14 protein-coding genes are annotated in these 14,492 nt (G+C 64.0%); 8 read left to right on the forward strand and 6 right to left on the reverse strand.

The annotated features are described in order from the left end of the window. The first annotated feature begins 162 nt into the window (after positions 1-162). The 3 genes from guaB (at position 163) to IVA81_RS05070 (ending at position 3,405) form a co-directional block, all read left to right on the forward strand. The gene (gene guaB / locus IVA81_RS05060; RefSeq protein ID WP_247313133.1) at positions 163-1,656 is read left to right on the forward strand and encodes an IMP dehydrogenase; all 1,494 of its coding nucleotides are present in this window, start codon (positions 163-165) and stop codon (positions 1,654-1,656) included. Positions 1,657-1,929: 273 nt separating this feature from the next. After that, entirely contained in the window at positions 1,930-2,952 is a 1,023-nt protein-coding gene (locus IVA81_RS05065) for an NADP-dependent oxidoreductase (RefSeq protein ID WP_247313136.1), read from the forward strand. Positions 2,953-3,105: 153 nt separating this feature from the next. Beyond that, on the forward strand, positions 3,106-3,405 hold the full coding sequence (locus IVA81_RS05070) for a hypothetical protein (RefSeq protein WP_247313138.1): 300 nt from the start codon (positions 3,106-3,108) through the stop codon (positions 3,403-3,405). Between the two features lie 13 nt (positions 3,406-3,418). Here IVA81_RS05070 and IVA81_RS05075 read toward each other — a convergent pair whose 3' ends face one another. Both IVA81_RS05075 and IVA81_RS05080 read right to left on the reverse strand, forming a co-directional pair. Further along, entirely contained in the window at positions 3,419-4,261 is an 843-nt protein-coding gene (locus IVA81_RS05075; protein WP_247313141.1) for a metallophosphoesterase, read from the reverse strand. A 69-nt stretch (positions 4,262-4,330) separates the two neighbouring features. Next, positions 4,331-4,945 carry an acriflavin resistance protein gene (locus IVA81_RS05080; RefSeq protein WP_247313145.1) on the reverse strand — a complete coding sequence of 205 codons (615 nt, stop codon included), beginning with the start codon at positions 4,943-4,945 and terminating at the stop codon, positions 4,331-4,333. A gap of 161 nt (positions 4,946-5,106) precedes the next feature. On the opposite strand from IVA81_RS05080, the gene IVA81_RS05085 reads away from it, so the two are divergent. After that, positions 5,107-5,529, forward strand: a complete 423-nt coding sequence (locus tag IVA81_RS05085; RefSeq protein ID WP_247313151.1) for an MAPEG family protein — start codon at positions 5,107-5,109, stop codon at positions 5,527-5,529. 36 nt (positions 5,530-5,565) lie between these two features. Continuing rightward, positions 5,566-6,864 carry an RsmB/NOP family class I SAM-dependent RNA methyltransferase gene (locus IVA81_RS05090; RefSeq protein ID WP_247313154.1) on the forward strand — a complete coding sequence of 433 codons (1,299 nt, stop codon included), beginning with the start codon at positions 5,566-5,568 and terminating at the stop codon, positions 6,862-6,864. 219 nt (positions 6,865-7,083) lie between these two features. Here the strand turns inward: IVA81_RS05090 and IVA81_RS05095 are convergent, their stop codons facing one another. From IVA81_RS05095 to IVA81_RS05105, 3 genes are all read right to left on the reverse strand, one after another. Further along, on the reverse strand, positions 7,084-7,293 hold the full coding sequence (locus IVA81_RS05095) for a cold-shock protein (protein ID WP_008141931.1): 210 nt from the start codon (positions 7,291-7,293) through the stop codon (positions 7,084-7,086). A gap of 265 nt (positions 7,294-7,558) precedes the next feature. Beyond that, positions 7,559-7,891, reverse strand: coding sequence for a DHCW motif cupin fold protein (locus IVA81_RS05100; protein ID WP_247313157.1), 333 nt, complete (start codon positions 7,889-7,891; stop codon positions 7,559-7,561). Positions 7,892-8,081: 190 nt separating this feature from the next. Beyond that, entirely contained in the window at positions 8,082-8,453 is a 372-nt protein-coding gene (locus tag IVA81_RS05105) for a nuclear transport factor 2 family protein (protein ID WP_247313160.1), read from the reverse strand. A gap of 150 nt (positions 8,454-8,603) precedes the next feature. Between IVA81_RS05105 and guaA the strand changes: the two genes are divergently transcribed. Both guaA and IVA81_RS05115 read left to right on the forward strand, forming a co-directional pair. Further along, positions 8,604-10,202: a glutamine-hydrolyzing GMP synthase gene (gene guaA, locus IVA81_RS05110; protein WP_247313337.1), complete on the forward strand. Its 1,599-nt coding sequence runs from the start codon at positions 8,604-8,606 to the stop codon at positions 10,200-10,202. A 53-nt stretch (positions 10,203-10,255) separates the two neighbouring features. Next, positions 10,256-11,155, forward strand: a complete 900-nt coding sequence (locus IVA81_RS05115; RefSeq protein WP_247313163.1) for an HNH endonuclease — start codon at positions 10,256-10,258, stop codon at positions 11,153-11,155. A gap of 251 nt (positions 11,156-11,406) precedes the next feature. Here IVA81_RS05115 and IVA81_RS05120 read toward each other — a convergent pair whose 3' ends face one another. After that, a complete protein-coding gene (locus IVA81_RS05120; RefSeq protein WP_247313166.1) occupies positions 11,407-11,754 on the reverse strand; it encodes a hypothetical protein in 348 nt (115 codons plus the stop codon). Between the two features lie 620 nt (positions 11,755-12,374). On the opposite strand from IVA81_RS05120, the gene IVA81_RS05125 reads away from it, so the two are divergent. Then, the gene (locus IVA81_RS05125) at positions 12,375-14,441 is read left to right on the forward strand and encodes a TonB-dependent siderophore receptor (protein ID WP_247313169.1); all 2,067 of its coding nucleotides are present in this window, start codon (positions 12,375-12,377) and stop codon (positions 14,439-14,441) included. The last annotated feature ends 51 nt before the right edge of the window (positions 14,442-14,492 follow it).

Genomic DNA, 14,492 nt, shown 5'->3' on the forward strand with positions numbered 1-14,492 from the left:
CTGGCCGGCGGTCCGAATTGCTTTGATTCGTCACGCGGCCGTGCTATCGACCCGCGTCAACCCCACCGATGGGCTCCGATTCTCCGGCGTTGCCGCAAGGTACGCCGAGGGCGGCGCTCATCCATTAGCATTTGCGGCAGGGCCGCAGGAAGGAGTTGGCAAATGGCCACGGTGCAACTTCAGGGCATCCGCGAAGCCTTTACGTTCGACGACGTGCTGCTGAAGCCGGGCCTGTCGGACGTCATGCCGGGTGAGGTCGATATCCGCTCCCGCGTCACCCGCGCCATTCCGCTCAACATCCCGATCATGGCCTCGGCCATGGACACCGTCACCGAAGCCCGCATGGCCATCGCCATGGCGCAGGCCGGCGGCCTCGGCGTCATCCACCGCAATTTCGATCCCGAAGGGCAGGCCGCCCAGGTGCGGCAGGTCAAGCGCTACGAGTCGGGCATGGTGGTGAACCCGCTCACCATCAGCCCGGAGGCCACGCTCGACGACGCGCTCAAGCTGATGAGCGATCACGGCATCTCTGGCATTCCCGTCGTCACCGGCGCCGGCAAGAACACACCGGGCAAGCTGGTCGGCATCCTCACCAACCGCGACGTCCGGTTTGCGACCAATCGCCAGCAAAAAATCTCCGAGCTTATGACGCACGAAAACCTCGTCACGGTGCGCGAGAATGTCAGCCAGGACGAGGCGCGGCGGATGCTGCACCAGCATCGCATCGAGAAGCTGCTCGTGGTTGACGAGCAATATCGCTGCGTCGGCCTCATCACCGTGAAGGACATGGAGAAGGCAGTCGCCCATCCGCTCGCCTGCAAGGACGCGCAGGGGCGCCTGCGCGTCGCCGCCGCCACCACCGTCGGCGACACCGGCTTCGAGCGCACCGAGCGGCTGATCGATGCCGGCGTCGACCTCGTCGTCGTCGACACCGCGCACGGCCATTCCCGCCACGTGCTGCACGCTGTGAACCGCATCAAGCGTCTGTCCAATTCGGTGCAGGTGGTGGCCGGCAACGTCGCCACCACCGAGGGCACGCAGGCGCTGATCGACGCGGGCGCGGATTGCATCAAGGTCGGCATCGGCCCGGGCTCGATCTGCACCACGCGCATCGTCGCCGGCGTCGGCGTTCCCCAGCTCACCGCGATCATGGATGCGGTGGAGGCGGCGAAGAAGGCCGACATCCCCGTCATCGCCGACGGCGGCATCAAGTTCTCCGGCGACCTTGCCAAGGCGCTCGCCGCCGGCGCCGACATCGCCATGGTCGGCTCGCTGCTGGCCGGCACCGACGAGACGCCAGGCGAAGTGTTCCTGTGGCAGGGCCGTTCCTACAAGGCCTATCGCGGCATGGGCTCGGTCGGCGCGATGGCGCGCGGATCTGCCGACCGCTACTTCCAGCAGGACATCAAGGACACGCTGAAGCTCGTGCCTGAGGGCATCGAGGGCCAGGTGCCGTATAAAGGCCCGGTCGGCAACGTCATGCACCAGCTCGCCGGCGGCCTGCGCGCCGCAATGGGTTATGTCGGCGCACGCGACATGAAGGAGCTGCACGACAAGGCGCAGTTCGTTCGCATCACCGGCGCCGGCCTGCGTGAAAGCCACGTCCACGACGTCACCATCACGCGCGAGAGCCCGAACTATCCGGGCGGGGGTTAGTCGCCGGTCGCGCTTTCAGCGCCGGTCTCGTGCCCCGGACGCAGCGCAGCGCTTCTTCAGCGGTGCGCTGCAGAGCCGGGGCCCATCGCTCGACTGGAGTGCGTGTTGCTTTCTGGGTCCCGGCTCTGCGCAGCAGCGCAAGAGCGCTGCAGCGCGTCCGGGACACGGGAGATGCGCATGACGAAACGCCATCACGCTCCTCCGCTTTTGTATTGACGCAGCTACCTCCCTCCGCTTCCGTCCACGTCGAAAGACAATCAGGAGGAAGCCATCATGTCCCAAGCAAAACGCATCGTTCTCGCCGCGCGTCCCGTCGGCGAACCCAAGCCATCCGATTTCCGTATCGAGGAATTCGCAGTGCCGACGCCTGCGGCAGATGAAGTCCTGCTGCGCACGATCTGGCTGTCGCTCGATCCCTATATGCGCGGGCGCATGAGCGATGGCCCGTCCTACGCGGCTCCGGTGCCGATCGGCGGGGTGATGGAAGGCGAGGCGGTCAGCGAGGTCGCGGCGTCCAACAATCCCGACTTCGCCAAGGGCGACATCGTGCGCATCCGCTCCGGCTGGCAGACGCACGCGATCTCGAACGGCAAGGGCCTGGCCAAGGTCGATCCCAAGCTCGGGCCGATCTCGACCTCGGTCGGCGTGCTCGGCATGCCCGGCATGACCGCGTATACGGGCCTGCTCGACATCGGCAAGCCGCAAGCCGGCGAGACCGTCGTCGTTGCCGGTGCCTCCGGCGCGGTCGGCTCGGCCGTCGGCCAGATCGCGAGGATCAAGGGCGCGCGTGCAGTTGGAATCGCCGGCGGCAAGGACAAGTGCAACTACGTGGTGCGGGAGCTCGGCTTCGATGCCTGTATCGATCATCGCGACCCTGATCTCGCCGCGAAGCTGAAAGATGCCTGCCCGAAGGGCATCGACGTCTATTTCGAGAATGTCGGCGGCGCCGTGTTCGAGGCGGTGTTCCCGCTGCTCAACCCGTTTGCCCGCGTGCCGGTCTGCGGCCTGATCGCGCACTACAACGACACCGAGGCCAAGCCGCCGAAATGGGCCGCCAGCATGATGCGCGCGACGCTGACCAAGCGGCTGACCTTCCGCGGCTTCATCGTCTCTGATTTCGCCAGCCGCCACGGCGACTTCCTGCGCGACATGTCCACCTGGGTCCGCGACGGCAAGGTCAAGTACAAGGAGTTCGTCACCGAGGGCCTGGAGAGCGCACCCGGCGCCTTCATGGGGCTGCTGAAGGGCGCTAATTTCGGCAAGCAGCTGGTCCGGGTCGGGCAGGACAAGGCCTGACCTGCCGCGTCCGCCCCAAGGGAGGGGGCGGGCATGGTTAACAAAGAGTGACCGATCGGCCACACCTGTTCCGCAAAAACCGCAGGTGTGACCGTCGGTTCATTGACCCCAAGCCGAAGACGTTGAATCATCGCGCATATTTCAGGTGTTGCGATGTTAGAGATCAGTGTTTTCTGCGTTATCCTGCTTGCCGCTGGCTATTGGCTGGCCATGTTCGTCATGGGCCGCCATGACGACGTCATCCATGGCAAGTTCGTCCATGTCGATGAGCAGGGCGATTTGACCCGTCCCTCGATGCCGGCACCGCCCCCGCCGTTCCCAAAGCGCCCGGTCAAGGCCGCGCAGCCTGCCAGGCATCCGCCTGCGAATAATCTGGCGGCCAAGCCGGTGAACAGCGAGGCGCTGCAATCCTTGCTCGCCGCAATCCAGCAGGACCTCAAGAGCGTCGCCTGAGCCGCCAGGTGCGTTAGTGCTCGCCGCCCATCTGGGCGAGGAGTTCCTCGACGTCGACATCGACCTGGCCCGCCGCCCTGACGTGGCGAACCTCGAAACTGTCGGGTCGGAAGCGATATTCGACCAGGCCGACTTCCTTGATCGCGATCCGGTCTTGGCGCTGATCGTTGATGACGAAGCCGGCCGATGGCGCCCAGACATGGCGGGTGCGGCGCCAGGTGAAATCGCGCCGCTGGTGCACGTGGCCGCTGGCGATGAGCCGCAGATCGACATGCGCGAACATCTCGATCAGCCGGGCCCGCGCCGGCTGCGGCACGTAGCGGATCGAGGTCTCCGGCGTCTCGGGGTCGTTGGGCAGGTTGAGAAACACAGGCTTGTGCAGGAACAGCGCGACCGGCCTGCCGTTCGTATGCGCAATCTCGGAAGCCAGCCAGTCGAACTGTTCGGCCTCGAAGGCAAGCCCTGAATTCATCACCAGCGTATTGAGGCCGATGAAGCGCCAGCCGGCGGCCTCGAACGCCCAATGATCTTCGCCGATGATGTCGCAGAATTGCCGGCGATGCGCTTCGGTGACCGGCGGCTTTGGTGCCGGCCCGATCGCGGTCGGATTGTCGCCGATGTCGTGATTGCCGGGGAGGTAGCGGCACGCGACGGGCAGAGCGTCGTGCAGGCCCTTTGCAAAGACGACGTCATCGCGGCCGGTCGGCCCGTCGAAGGAGACGTCGCCGCTATTGATGACAAGGTCGGGCCTGTCAGCATCGATGTGCTCGCAAACGCGATGGAAGTTGGCGACCAGGCCGGGGAAGCGCCGGCCGAGATGGGTGTCGGAAATCTGAGTCAGGCGAAATTCGGACATGCGATCATCGTACCCGTTGTCGCGCGTCGGAACGATGACGGCGCGGGCATGGATCGCAACGAACAAAGTTTAAAGCACGCGGTAGCGGATCGTGTAGGCGTCCTGCGGCGCCACGGAGCCGGCGCGCGGCGAGGCGATGCGGTCGGCGAGGTGCCAGGGACCGAACTCAACGGAGCGATGCGGCTCGGCAGGCAGACGGAGACGGAACTCGAAAATGCCCTTGCCGGGCAGGTTCACGACCAGCACGCGGTCCGCGGTGCGGTGGTTGAGCGCGACCGCGCCGCGCAGCATCGTGCGGCCGTCGGAGAGGTCGCGCACGCCGTCGACCAGCGCCAGCGTCTGGTTGCGGTCGGTGTGCAGTTCGATCTGGGTGTCGGTCGCCGCCGTCAGCATCTCCCGGGGCATGCGGATCTCGAACTCGACCGCGGGCTTGGAGGGATTGAGGCCGAGATAGGCGAGGGCGGCGTGGCGCATGTCGTAGGCAGCAAAGGCGAACAGGGCGACCGCGGCGAGCGTCGCAAGGCCATGCCTGGCAACGTCCCGCCAGGTCCGGTAGCTCAGGCGGAAGTACACCGTCATCGCCAGCGCGACCGCGAGCGCCACCGCGATACCTGATAGCGCCGACATCAGGATACCGAGCCGGCCGTCGGCGGATTCGGTCCAAAGGCTGGTCAGGGTGGTCATGGCGCCATCTCGCCTCGGGGCCCCCGAAAGGGGGCGAAATCGCTTTAACTATCGGTGGTTGGTCGCAAGACCGGGAAGGCCGGTTCAACTGGTTGATTGTCAGGACGAGGAGCGGCGGCTAATGGACGGTCCGGCGGCCTCCGCCGGATGGGAAAGCTCAGATGTCCGTTCAAATGGTCTTGCTGCCGGTCTTCGTCCAGATCGGGCTCACCTTCGCGCTTCTGATCGGCATGGTCTTCGCGCGCCGCAAGACGCTGGTCGCGGGCGAGACGAAAATCCGCGACATCGCGCTCGGCGAGCCCAACTGGCCCAAGGGCGCCACACAAATCGCCAATTGCTACCGCAACCAGTTCGAGCTGCCGGTGCTGTTCTACGTCCTGATCGCGCTGGCCTTGCCCTTGCGCCGCGCCGATCTCTTCATCGTGCTGATGTCCTGGGTGTTCGTGGTGACGCGCTTTGCCCATGCCGGGGTCTTCGTCTCCTCGAACGATCTCGGCCGGCGCTCCATGGTCTGGCTCGCCGGCGTGCTCGTGCTGCTGGCGATGTGGATCTACTTCGCCTTGAAGCTCTTGTTGCTGATCTAGGCGCTTGCCCGCCAATGCTGATCTGAAAGATTGAGAATGACCCCCGCTGCCCGGCTGTCCGCAGCCATGGAACTCATCGATACCATCGAGAAAGACCGCGTGCCCGCGGCCAAGGCGCTGAAGGAGTGGGGCACCGCGCACCGCTTTGCCGGTTCCGGCGACCGCGCCGCCATCGCCGGCCTCGTCTGGGACGTGCTGCGCCGCTACGCCTCGAGCGCGTTCCTGATGGATTCCGACACCGCGCGTGCCAGGCTGATCGGCATGCTCCGGCTGGAGCGCAACATGGACACGGCGACGATGGGCGCGTTGTTCGACGGCAGCCGCTTTGCGCCGGCGCCGCTGAGCGAGGCCGAGGAGGGCGCGCTCGCCTCGCGCTCCCTCGCGGATGCGCCTGCCGCGATCGCCGGCGACTATCCCGAATGGCTGGATCCGCACCTTGCAAAAGTGTTCGGCGAGGACCGTGCGGCGGAAGCGGCCGCGATGGCGAGCCGGGCGCCGCTCGACCTGCGCGTCAACACGCTAAAATTCAATCGCGACAAGGCAATGCAGTCGCTTGCTCATCTTCATGCGAAACCGACGCCTTGGTCCGCAACGGGCCTGCGCATCGAGCTTTCGGCCGACGCGCGCAACCCCGGCATCCAGGCCGAGGAGGATTTCATCAAGGGCGGAATTGAAGTGCAGGATGAGGGATCGCAGCTCGCGGCCCAACTCACCGCGGCAAAACCCGGCGAGCAGGTGATCGACCTCTGCGCGGGCGCGGGCGGCAAGACGCTGGCGCTCGCCGCCTTGATGCAGGGCAAGGGCCGGTTGATCGCGACCGACAGCGACAAACGCCAGCTCGCGCCGATCCACGAACGGCTGTCGCGCGCCGGCGTCCACAACGCCGATGTCCGCACGCCCAAGGGCGAGGCCGATCCGCTGGCCGACATCCGCGGCACCGCCGACCTCGTCGTGATCGATGCGCCCTGCACGGGAACCGGAACATGGCGCCGCAATCCCGACGCCAAATGGCGCATGCGCCCGGGTGCGCTGGAGATCCGCCTGCGCGATCAGGCCGAGGTGCTGGAGCGCGCGGTGCCGCTGGTGAAGGCGGGCGGCCGCATCGCCTACATCACCTGCTCGGTGCTATCAGAGGAGAACGGCGAGCAGGTGAGGGCCTTCGTCGCGCGCCATCCCGAGTTCGCGGTCGTCCCGCCCGAGCAGACCGCGAGCGTGCTGTGGGACAAGGCGGAGGATTTTGGCGAGGCCGCGCTGCGGTCGGACGAGGGCTGGCTGTTGACGCCGCGGCGAACCGGAACGGATGGGTTCTTCGTTTCGGTGCTGCGGAAGGCGTAAGTTCGTAGGGTGGGCAAAGGCGCGAAGCGCCATGCCCACCATTTGCCCGATGTTGAAAGGCGTGGGCACGCTTCGCTTTGCCCACCCTACGGCACCGCGCCTGACGCGACGGCCCGTTCCACACTCCCCAAAAACAAAAGCCCCGCGAACCGAAGCTCGCGGGGCTTTCTTTTTCTAACGTTCTGCCGGTACGTCCGTGGTCAGAACGCTGAGCGGGCGTTAGCCGACGCGGAGATTGTCAGCCGACGACTTGCCGCTGCGACGATCGGCGACGATGTCGAACGAGACCTTCTGACCCTCGTTGAGGGAGGAGAGGCCAGCGCGCTCGACGGCGCTGATGTGCACGAACACGTCCTTCTGGCCGTCGTCCGGCTGGATGAAACCATAACCCTTTTGGGTGTTGAACCACTTCACGGTGCCCATAGCCATGGGAATTTCCTTTAGTTAGTTAGAGAGAGTACGCACGTGGACCGGTACGCAGCATTGCGCCCATAGCCCTGTTCAGTCGATGTTTGGAGAAGTCATCTGAAGCGTGCGCGCCCGTCAGCAACGAAGCGAAGCGGCCCAGTCGTTCGGCCAAGTATCGATGATCACAATATAGCGAGAATTTGGGGCCAGTTCAAGGCACCACCCGTGGCCCGGGACCTCACGCGACTTTTCTATTTTGCGGTGCAAAGTAACCGTCCGGCGCATGTCAGTCCACGATGAAGAGCGTGGCGCCGGTCGCGGTCGAGGACCGGTGCGCGGGGTCGCCGAAATCCGAGACCTGGTAGCTCATGCCCGCCGTGAGCTTGAATGTGCGCCCGTCACGCAGCTCGCTGTCGATCTCGCCCTTCAGCACGTAGAGCACGTGGCCGCGATCGCACCAATGGTCGGCCCGGTAGCCCGGCGAATACTCCACCACCCGCACCCGGAGATCGCCGATATTGAGCGTGCGCCACAACGCCTGGCCGCTCTCGCCAGGATGCGTGGTCGCCTCGACTTTGCTCCAGTCGGTGACGGTGAAGGGGGAAGCGGGGAGTTTCATGGGGGAGTCCTTTATCAGTGCGAGCAGTGTTGTTGTTAGCGCGTGCTTGGGCCGCAGTCTCCGTCACATGGAAGCCGCGCACCCAATGTTGGACCGTCATCCTTCGAGGCTCGCCCTGCGTCGCTGCGCGCCGCAGAGCTCACGCCTCAGGATGACGGAACAACGGGGGCGCTGTGCAATGGGCAGAAAATCACCCCGCCAAATGGTTCGCCGATCCCTGGACGATCAGCCCCGCATCATTCACCCGCAGATACTCGCAGATGCGCTTGCCCCGCTCGTTCGCGTAAAACACCACGACGCTGTCGGGGCTGACGAACAGATCGAGCAGCGAGAAGTGCAGCTCCGGCAACAGCCCAAGCGCCTTGCCCCAATAGGCGCGCAAGGCGTCCTTGCCGCGCACAGTGCCGCTGGCGTCGAACCCCAGGATCGGGATGCGATCCGAGGTCATAACGGCCGCCTCGTCATAGAGGGCGAGCACGCGCTCGAGGTCGCGCGAATTCCAGGCCTCGATCCAGGTGCGGCCGAGCGCGGCGAGCGATGATGGCTGGTGGTGCTGTGGCATGATGATCCTCCCGATCGGCCCCTGGTTGAGCAGTGGGGCAAATTAGGTCAATAATACTTACCTATATTGGCTTTGTCCATGCCCAAAGAAGAATGTGGGCGCGCGCGCCCCGCGGTTGCGGCGCGCGCGCTGCCAGCGTATTTGCTGGCCATGACAGCAGCACAGAACGACCGCTCCGCGTCGACGCCCTCGGTGGCCTCGGCGCACGACAAGATTCTCATCGTCGACTTCGGCAGCCAGGTGACGCAGCTGATCGCGCGTCGCGTGCGCGAGGACGGGGTCTATTGCGAGATCGTCCCGTTCAACAAGGCCGAAGCCGCCTTCGACGAGATGAAGCCGAAAGCGGTGATCCTCTCCGGCGGCCCTGAATCGGTGCATGAGGCCGGCTCGCCCCGCGCCCCCCAGGCCATCTTCGATTCCGGCGTGCCCGTGATGGGCATCTGCTACGGCCAGATGACCATGGCAGCGCAACTCGGCGGCGAGGTCGAGGGCGGCCATCACCGCGAATTCGGCCGTGCCGATGTCGAGGTCAAGGCGCCGAGCAAGCTGTTCGAGGACGTCTGGTCGCCGGGCGGCAAGAACCAGGTCTGGATGAGCCATGGCGACCGCATCACGAAGATGCCGCCGGGCTTCTCCGTCGCAGGCACTTCGCCTAACGCGCCGTTCGCCATCATCCAGGACGAGAAGCGCAAATATTACGGCCTGATGTTCCACCCCGAAGTCGTGCACACGCCCGACGGCGCCAAGCTGATCCGTAACTTCGTGCGCAAGATCGCAGGCCTGTCCGGCGACTGGACCATGCGCGCCTTCCGCGAGGAGGAGATCGCGAAGATCCGCGGCCAGGTCGGCAAGGGCAAGGTGATCTGCGGCCTCTCCGGCGGCGTCGATTCCGCCGTCGCGGCCGTCTTGATTCACGAGGCCATCGGCGACCAGCTCACCTGCGTCTTCGTCGATCATGGTCTCTTGCGCCTCGATGAAGCCAAGACGGTGGTCGACCTGTTCCGCCACCACTACAACATCCCGCTCGTCCACGTGGATGCCTCAAAACAGTTTTTGGGCGAGCTCGAAGGCGTCACCGATCCGGAAACCAAGCGCAAGACCATCGGCCGCCTCTTCATCGAGGTGTTCGAAGCGGAAGCCAAGAAGATCGGCGGCGCCGACTTCCTCGCGCAAGGCACGCTCTATCCTGATGTGATCGAGAGCGTCTCCTTCACCGGCGGCCCCTCGGTGACGATCAAGTCGCACCACAATGTCGGCGGCCTGCCTGACCGCATGAACATGAAGCTCGTCGAGCCCCTGCGCGAGCTGTTCAAGGACGAGGTGCGCAAGTTAGGGCGCGAGCTCGGCCTTCCCGAGATCTTCGTCGGCCGCCACCCGTTCCCGGGCCCGGGCCTCGCCATCCGTTGCCCCGGCGACATCACCCGCGACAAGCTCGACATCCTGCGCAAGGCCGACGCCGTCTACATCGACCAGATCCGCAAGCACGGCCTCTACGACGAGATCTGGCAGGCCTTCGCCGTGCTGCTCCCGGTGAAGACGGTGGGCGTCATGGGCGACGGCCGCACCTACGACTACGTCGTCGGCCTGCGCGCCGTCACGTCAACCGACGGCATGACCGCGGACTTCTATCAGTTCGACATGAAGTTCCTGGGCGAGACGGCGACGCGCATCATCAACGAGGTGAAGGGCGTGAACCGGGTGGTGTATGACGTGACGAGCAAGCCGCCTGGGACGATCGAGTGGGAGTAGGGGCGGCTATTCAATGTGGAGTATCGCTCCGAAGAGGCGGCGTCGCATAGATCATGGGATTTGGGGTATTCATCCATCGATCGGACTCGATCTATGATGACAGCCCTGCTGAACGGTATCAGTTTCCCGGTCAGTATTTGCGTCGCGTTGAAGCCTGTGTCGGCGATTGGATAATCTATTACGAACCAAGCAAGGTCGCCGAGACGCGCGGCTACTTTGCGATCGCCCGGGTTCAGCAGGTAATTCCTGACCCCGGTACTTCGGGCATGTATCTCGCTCTGATCGAGCCTGGAAGCTACCTAGACTTCGCCAATCCGGTCCCGTTCAACGGTCCGACAGGTCCCGTGGAGCGCGGGGTCCTGAATGAGCAGGGACGAATTTCGGGCCGCGCTCAGTCGGCAGTCCGTCCAATCTCTCGCGACGATTTCACTAGGATATGCGAACTTGGTTTGGCGGAGAATGTGCCGCTGCTACCCCGGCGCGATGACGATGTTCGATCGCTCGATCTCAACGAGGAGCAGGCGCCGTTCAGGTTAGACCAGGAGCGCGACCGTGTCAGTCTGACCGTGTCGAGAGTTATCCGCGATCGGGTCTTTCGTCGTATCGTGCTCCGCGCCTACGATGAGCGTTGCGCTATCACCGGCCTAAAACTCATCAACGGGATGGGGCGTGCGGAAGTTGCTGCCGCTCACATACGACCGGTTGAGGCAAACGGGCCAGACATCATCAGCAATGGCATCGCTCTTTCTGGCACCGCGCATTGGATGTTCGATCGCGGTCTCATCAGCCTTTCGGATAATTTGGAGATATTAATCTCGCGCCAGACGAACGATCCCGATGACGTGCGGTCAATTATCAACAAGACTGGCCAGGCACTTCCCCCGCGGCGGCTATCAGATCGCCCACATCCGCATTTCTTAAAGTGGCACCGCGAGTATTGCTTCAAGCAATAAGCGAAGCGGGCTTGTTGTTCGGTTGCGCTTGGGCACTCGGCAGCGATTCTCTTGAATTTCGGAAATTACGCTGACAGCGCACACAACTTCATTGCGCTCAATGAAGGGCAGGCGAGAGTCGCGGAGCACGTCGCGCCATCCGCATCTTCTTGAGATCGCCTAGAGCCGCTGGGCGTGCCTGCTTCATTCGGCGCGCGGCCGCCGTTCTGACCGTTGCGCAGGCAGCCATCCTGCGAGTCAATGGGCTCAATCTACCGCGGAGCCAACCCCGCGCCGTTCTGAAGCGCCAAAAGTCCAATGCAGAAAATCGCGGCGCCGACCCATAGCACCACCGGGACCAGGTATGGCGACGAAACGATTTCGAGCACAGGAAAAGCCTGTTCTGAAAAGAATCTTCTGTACGCGACCCATCCAGTTGCGACGAGTGGCGTGAAAGCGACGATGAGGTAAAGCGCCCCAAGGGCCCAGCCAAGGGCAGTCAAATCCTTGGATCGCGTGGCTTCTCCCGCGAAGCCGAGTGCAGCCAACGAAACGAAGGCGCTCAATGCGCTGGCGAGAATCTCGGTAGCCAGGACGACGATCGAAAGAACTGTATTCATGCTTGGATTCCGTTGAGCGTGGGATTTCCTTGAGGCCGCAGGGCGGATGCTGGCAGGGGCATCTGGCGGTTTAGCGCCTCGACCCCGGCGCTGCAATCGTGGTGATGCGTGTCGCAATCGGCGTGACGTGCTCGCGCTTTGCTGCCCGTGCGGCTAAACTGAAAGATGGGCCGCCGGTGCATTCGATCTCAGGAGCATGAGGTGATGCATCGCGCGTCAAAGCCTGGGAATCCGGATGTGCGAAGGACTATTCCGCGTGGCGCTCGGGATTTGTCCCGAGGCAGGCGCGACGTCCAACTTGTCGCATGCTGCGCTTACAGGACCAGAGTCGCAACAATGCCACAGTCGCGACGAGAGAGCATTGTTTAGACCCATTCAATTTCGTTTCCCCGTTGCCGTGTGCACATAAGTCCGCAGCTGAGGTTGTTCTCTAACCGGGGATTGGAATGCTGGGTTTGAATGCCGTGAGGCGTGGTTTTCTCGCGACCTGCAGTTTGTTTGTGTTGGATGCAGGCTTTGACGGCAAGAGTTACGCTCAAGCTCAGCTACCTCCAGTGACCGTTGAAGCTCCGGCGCAGGCCCGCCGCGCGCAAGCCGCGCGGGCTGGAGCCGCAAGCAACGTGCGGCGACCGTTACAACGCGCGAATCCGCCAAGGGCAGCACAGCTTGCGGCGGGAGCTCCGGCGTCGGCCCCGACGCTGCAGAGCGCGATCGGTCCCGTCCAGGGCTTCGTCGCTACGCGCAGCGCCACCGGCACCAAGACGAACACGGCGCTGATCGAGACGCCGCAGTCCATCTCGGTCGTGACCCAAGATCAGATCCGCGACACCGGCGCGCGAACGGTCGGCGAGGCGTTGGCCTACACCGCCGGTGTGCAGACGCAGCCCTACGGCTTCGATCCCCGCTATGATCAGTTTCTGATCCGGGGATTTGCGGCCAACGTGTACGGCAATTATCGTGACGGCTTGCGGCAGGGCAATGGTTCGTTCGCCTATTTCCGCAACGAACCTTATGGCGCCGAGCGAATCGAGGTGATGCGCGGTCCGTCATCGGTGCTGTACGGCGCCAACGAAGCCGGCGGCATGGTGAACTATGTGAGCAAGATGCCGCTCGACAAGCGGTTCAATGAGGTCGGCCTCGATATCGGAAATTTCGATCGCTATCAGGGCAGGTTCGACTTCAGCGGGCCAACCCTCGACAACGACAAGCTGCTTTACCGCTTCACCGGCCTGGTACGTGACAGCGGCACGCAAATCCCCGGGACCTGGGATGACCGCGTGTTCCTTGCTCCGAGCTTTACCGCCAAGCTGGGCGAGGATACGACGCTCACCGTGCTGGCCGACTATGAGCGCAGCAAGACGTCGATGTGGCCGTATTATCTGCGCAACCCGGTGACGGGCGTGGTCACCAATATTCGTCTCGGCGACCCCGCATTCGACGCGCTCACGCAATGGCAGGCCTCGATCGGGTACAGGCTCGACCATCGCGTCAATGAGGCGCTGGCCTTCCGGCAGCATGTCCGGATCGGGCACGTCTCGTTCGAGGGCAACATGGTCGATGCACTCAGCCTCTCGCCCGACGGACGCACGCTCAACCGCTATGGCGCGACGTTCCGGGAATGGCTGAACACTTTCAACGTCGATAATCAAATCGAGGCCAAGCTGGTCACCGGTCCGGTCAAGCATACGGTGCTCGCCGGCGTCGACTATTTCCGGCAAGGCACGACGCTGGACTATTATGCGGGCCTGGCGCCGTCGCTCGATCTGACGAATCCGGTCTACGGCAGCTCGGCGCCGACGACGCCTCTGGGGCTGATGAGCACCAACAGCCAAACGCTCGGGCAAGTCGGGCTTTACGCACAAGATCAGATGGCGTGGGGCGGCTGGCGGCTGACCATCGGCGGCCGTCAGGATTTTGCCGAGCTCTCGAACCGCAACGACCTGTCGGGTCTGACGAGCGATAGCGCGCCCAGCAAGTTCACGGGCCGCGCCGGATTGTTGTACCTGTTCGAGTCCGGCCTTGCCCCTTATGTCAACTATGCGACGTCGTTTTTGCCGCTGACCGGCACGACGGCCCCCCAGCGCGGCGGCACGCCATTTGCGCCGACAACGGGTGAATCGTTCGAAGCCGGCATCAAATATCAGCCGCTTGGCTGGAACAGTTACTTCACCGCGACCTGGTTCAATCTCACCAAGGACAACGTGCTGACCATCGATCCGGCGTTTCCCGCCTTCTCGGTGCAGACCGGCCAGGTCCGTTCGCGTGGCGCGGAGCTCGAAGCGGTGCTGTCATTGGCCGAGGGTCTGAAAGGCATCGCCTCCTACAGCTATACCGATGCCACCGTCACGCGCAGCAACGGCCTCGATCTCGGTAAGGTCCCGATCGGCGTGCCGTTGCAGCAGGCCGCGATCTTCCTCGACTACACCTGGCAAAGCGGCCCGCTTGCAGGCTTTGGCATCGGTGCCGGTGCGCGCTGGATCGGGCAGACCTGGGCGGATGAGGTCAACACGATCAGAAATCCCGCCGTCATGGCGTTTGATGCGGGTGCGCATTACGACTATCGCGGCATGCGGTTGGCCGTGAACGCGCGCAATCTGTCGGATGAGCGCGTTCCAATCTGTAATGGCGGGACCTGCTCTTTCACGCAGGGACGGACCGTGCTCGGGAGTGCGACAGCGCGGTGGTGAACGGCGCGCGCAGGCACCCAGCGCAAACGTCGGATGTCCGTCACGCTCTGC

Origin of the sequence: Bradyrhizobium sp. 141, from assembly GCF_023074055.1 — a bacterium.
In the GTDB taxonomy this organism is placed as follows: domain Bacteria; phylum Pseudomonadota; class Alphaproteobacteria; order Rhizobiales; family Xanthobacteraceae; genus Bradyrhizobium.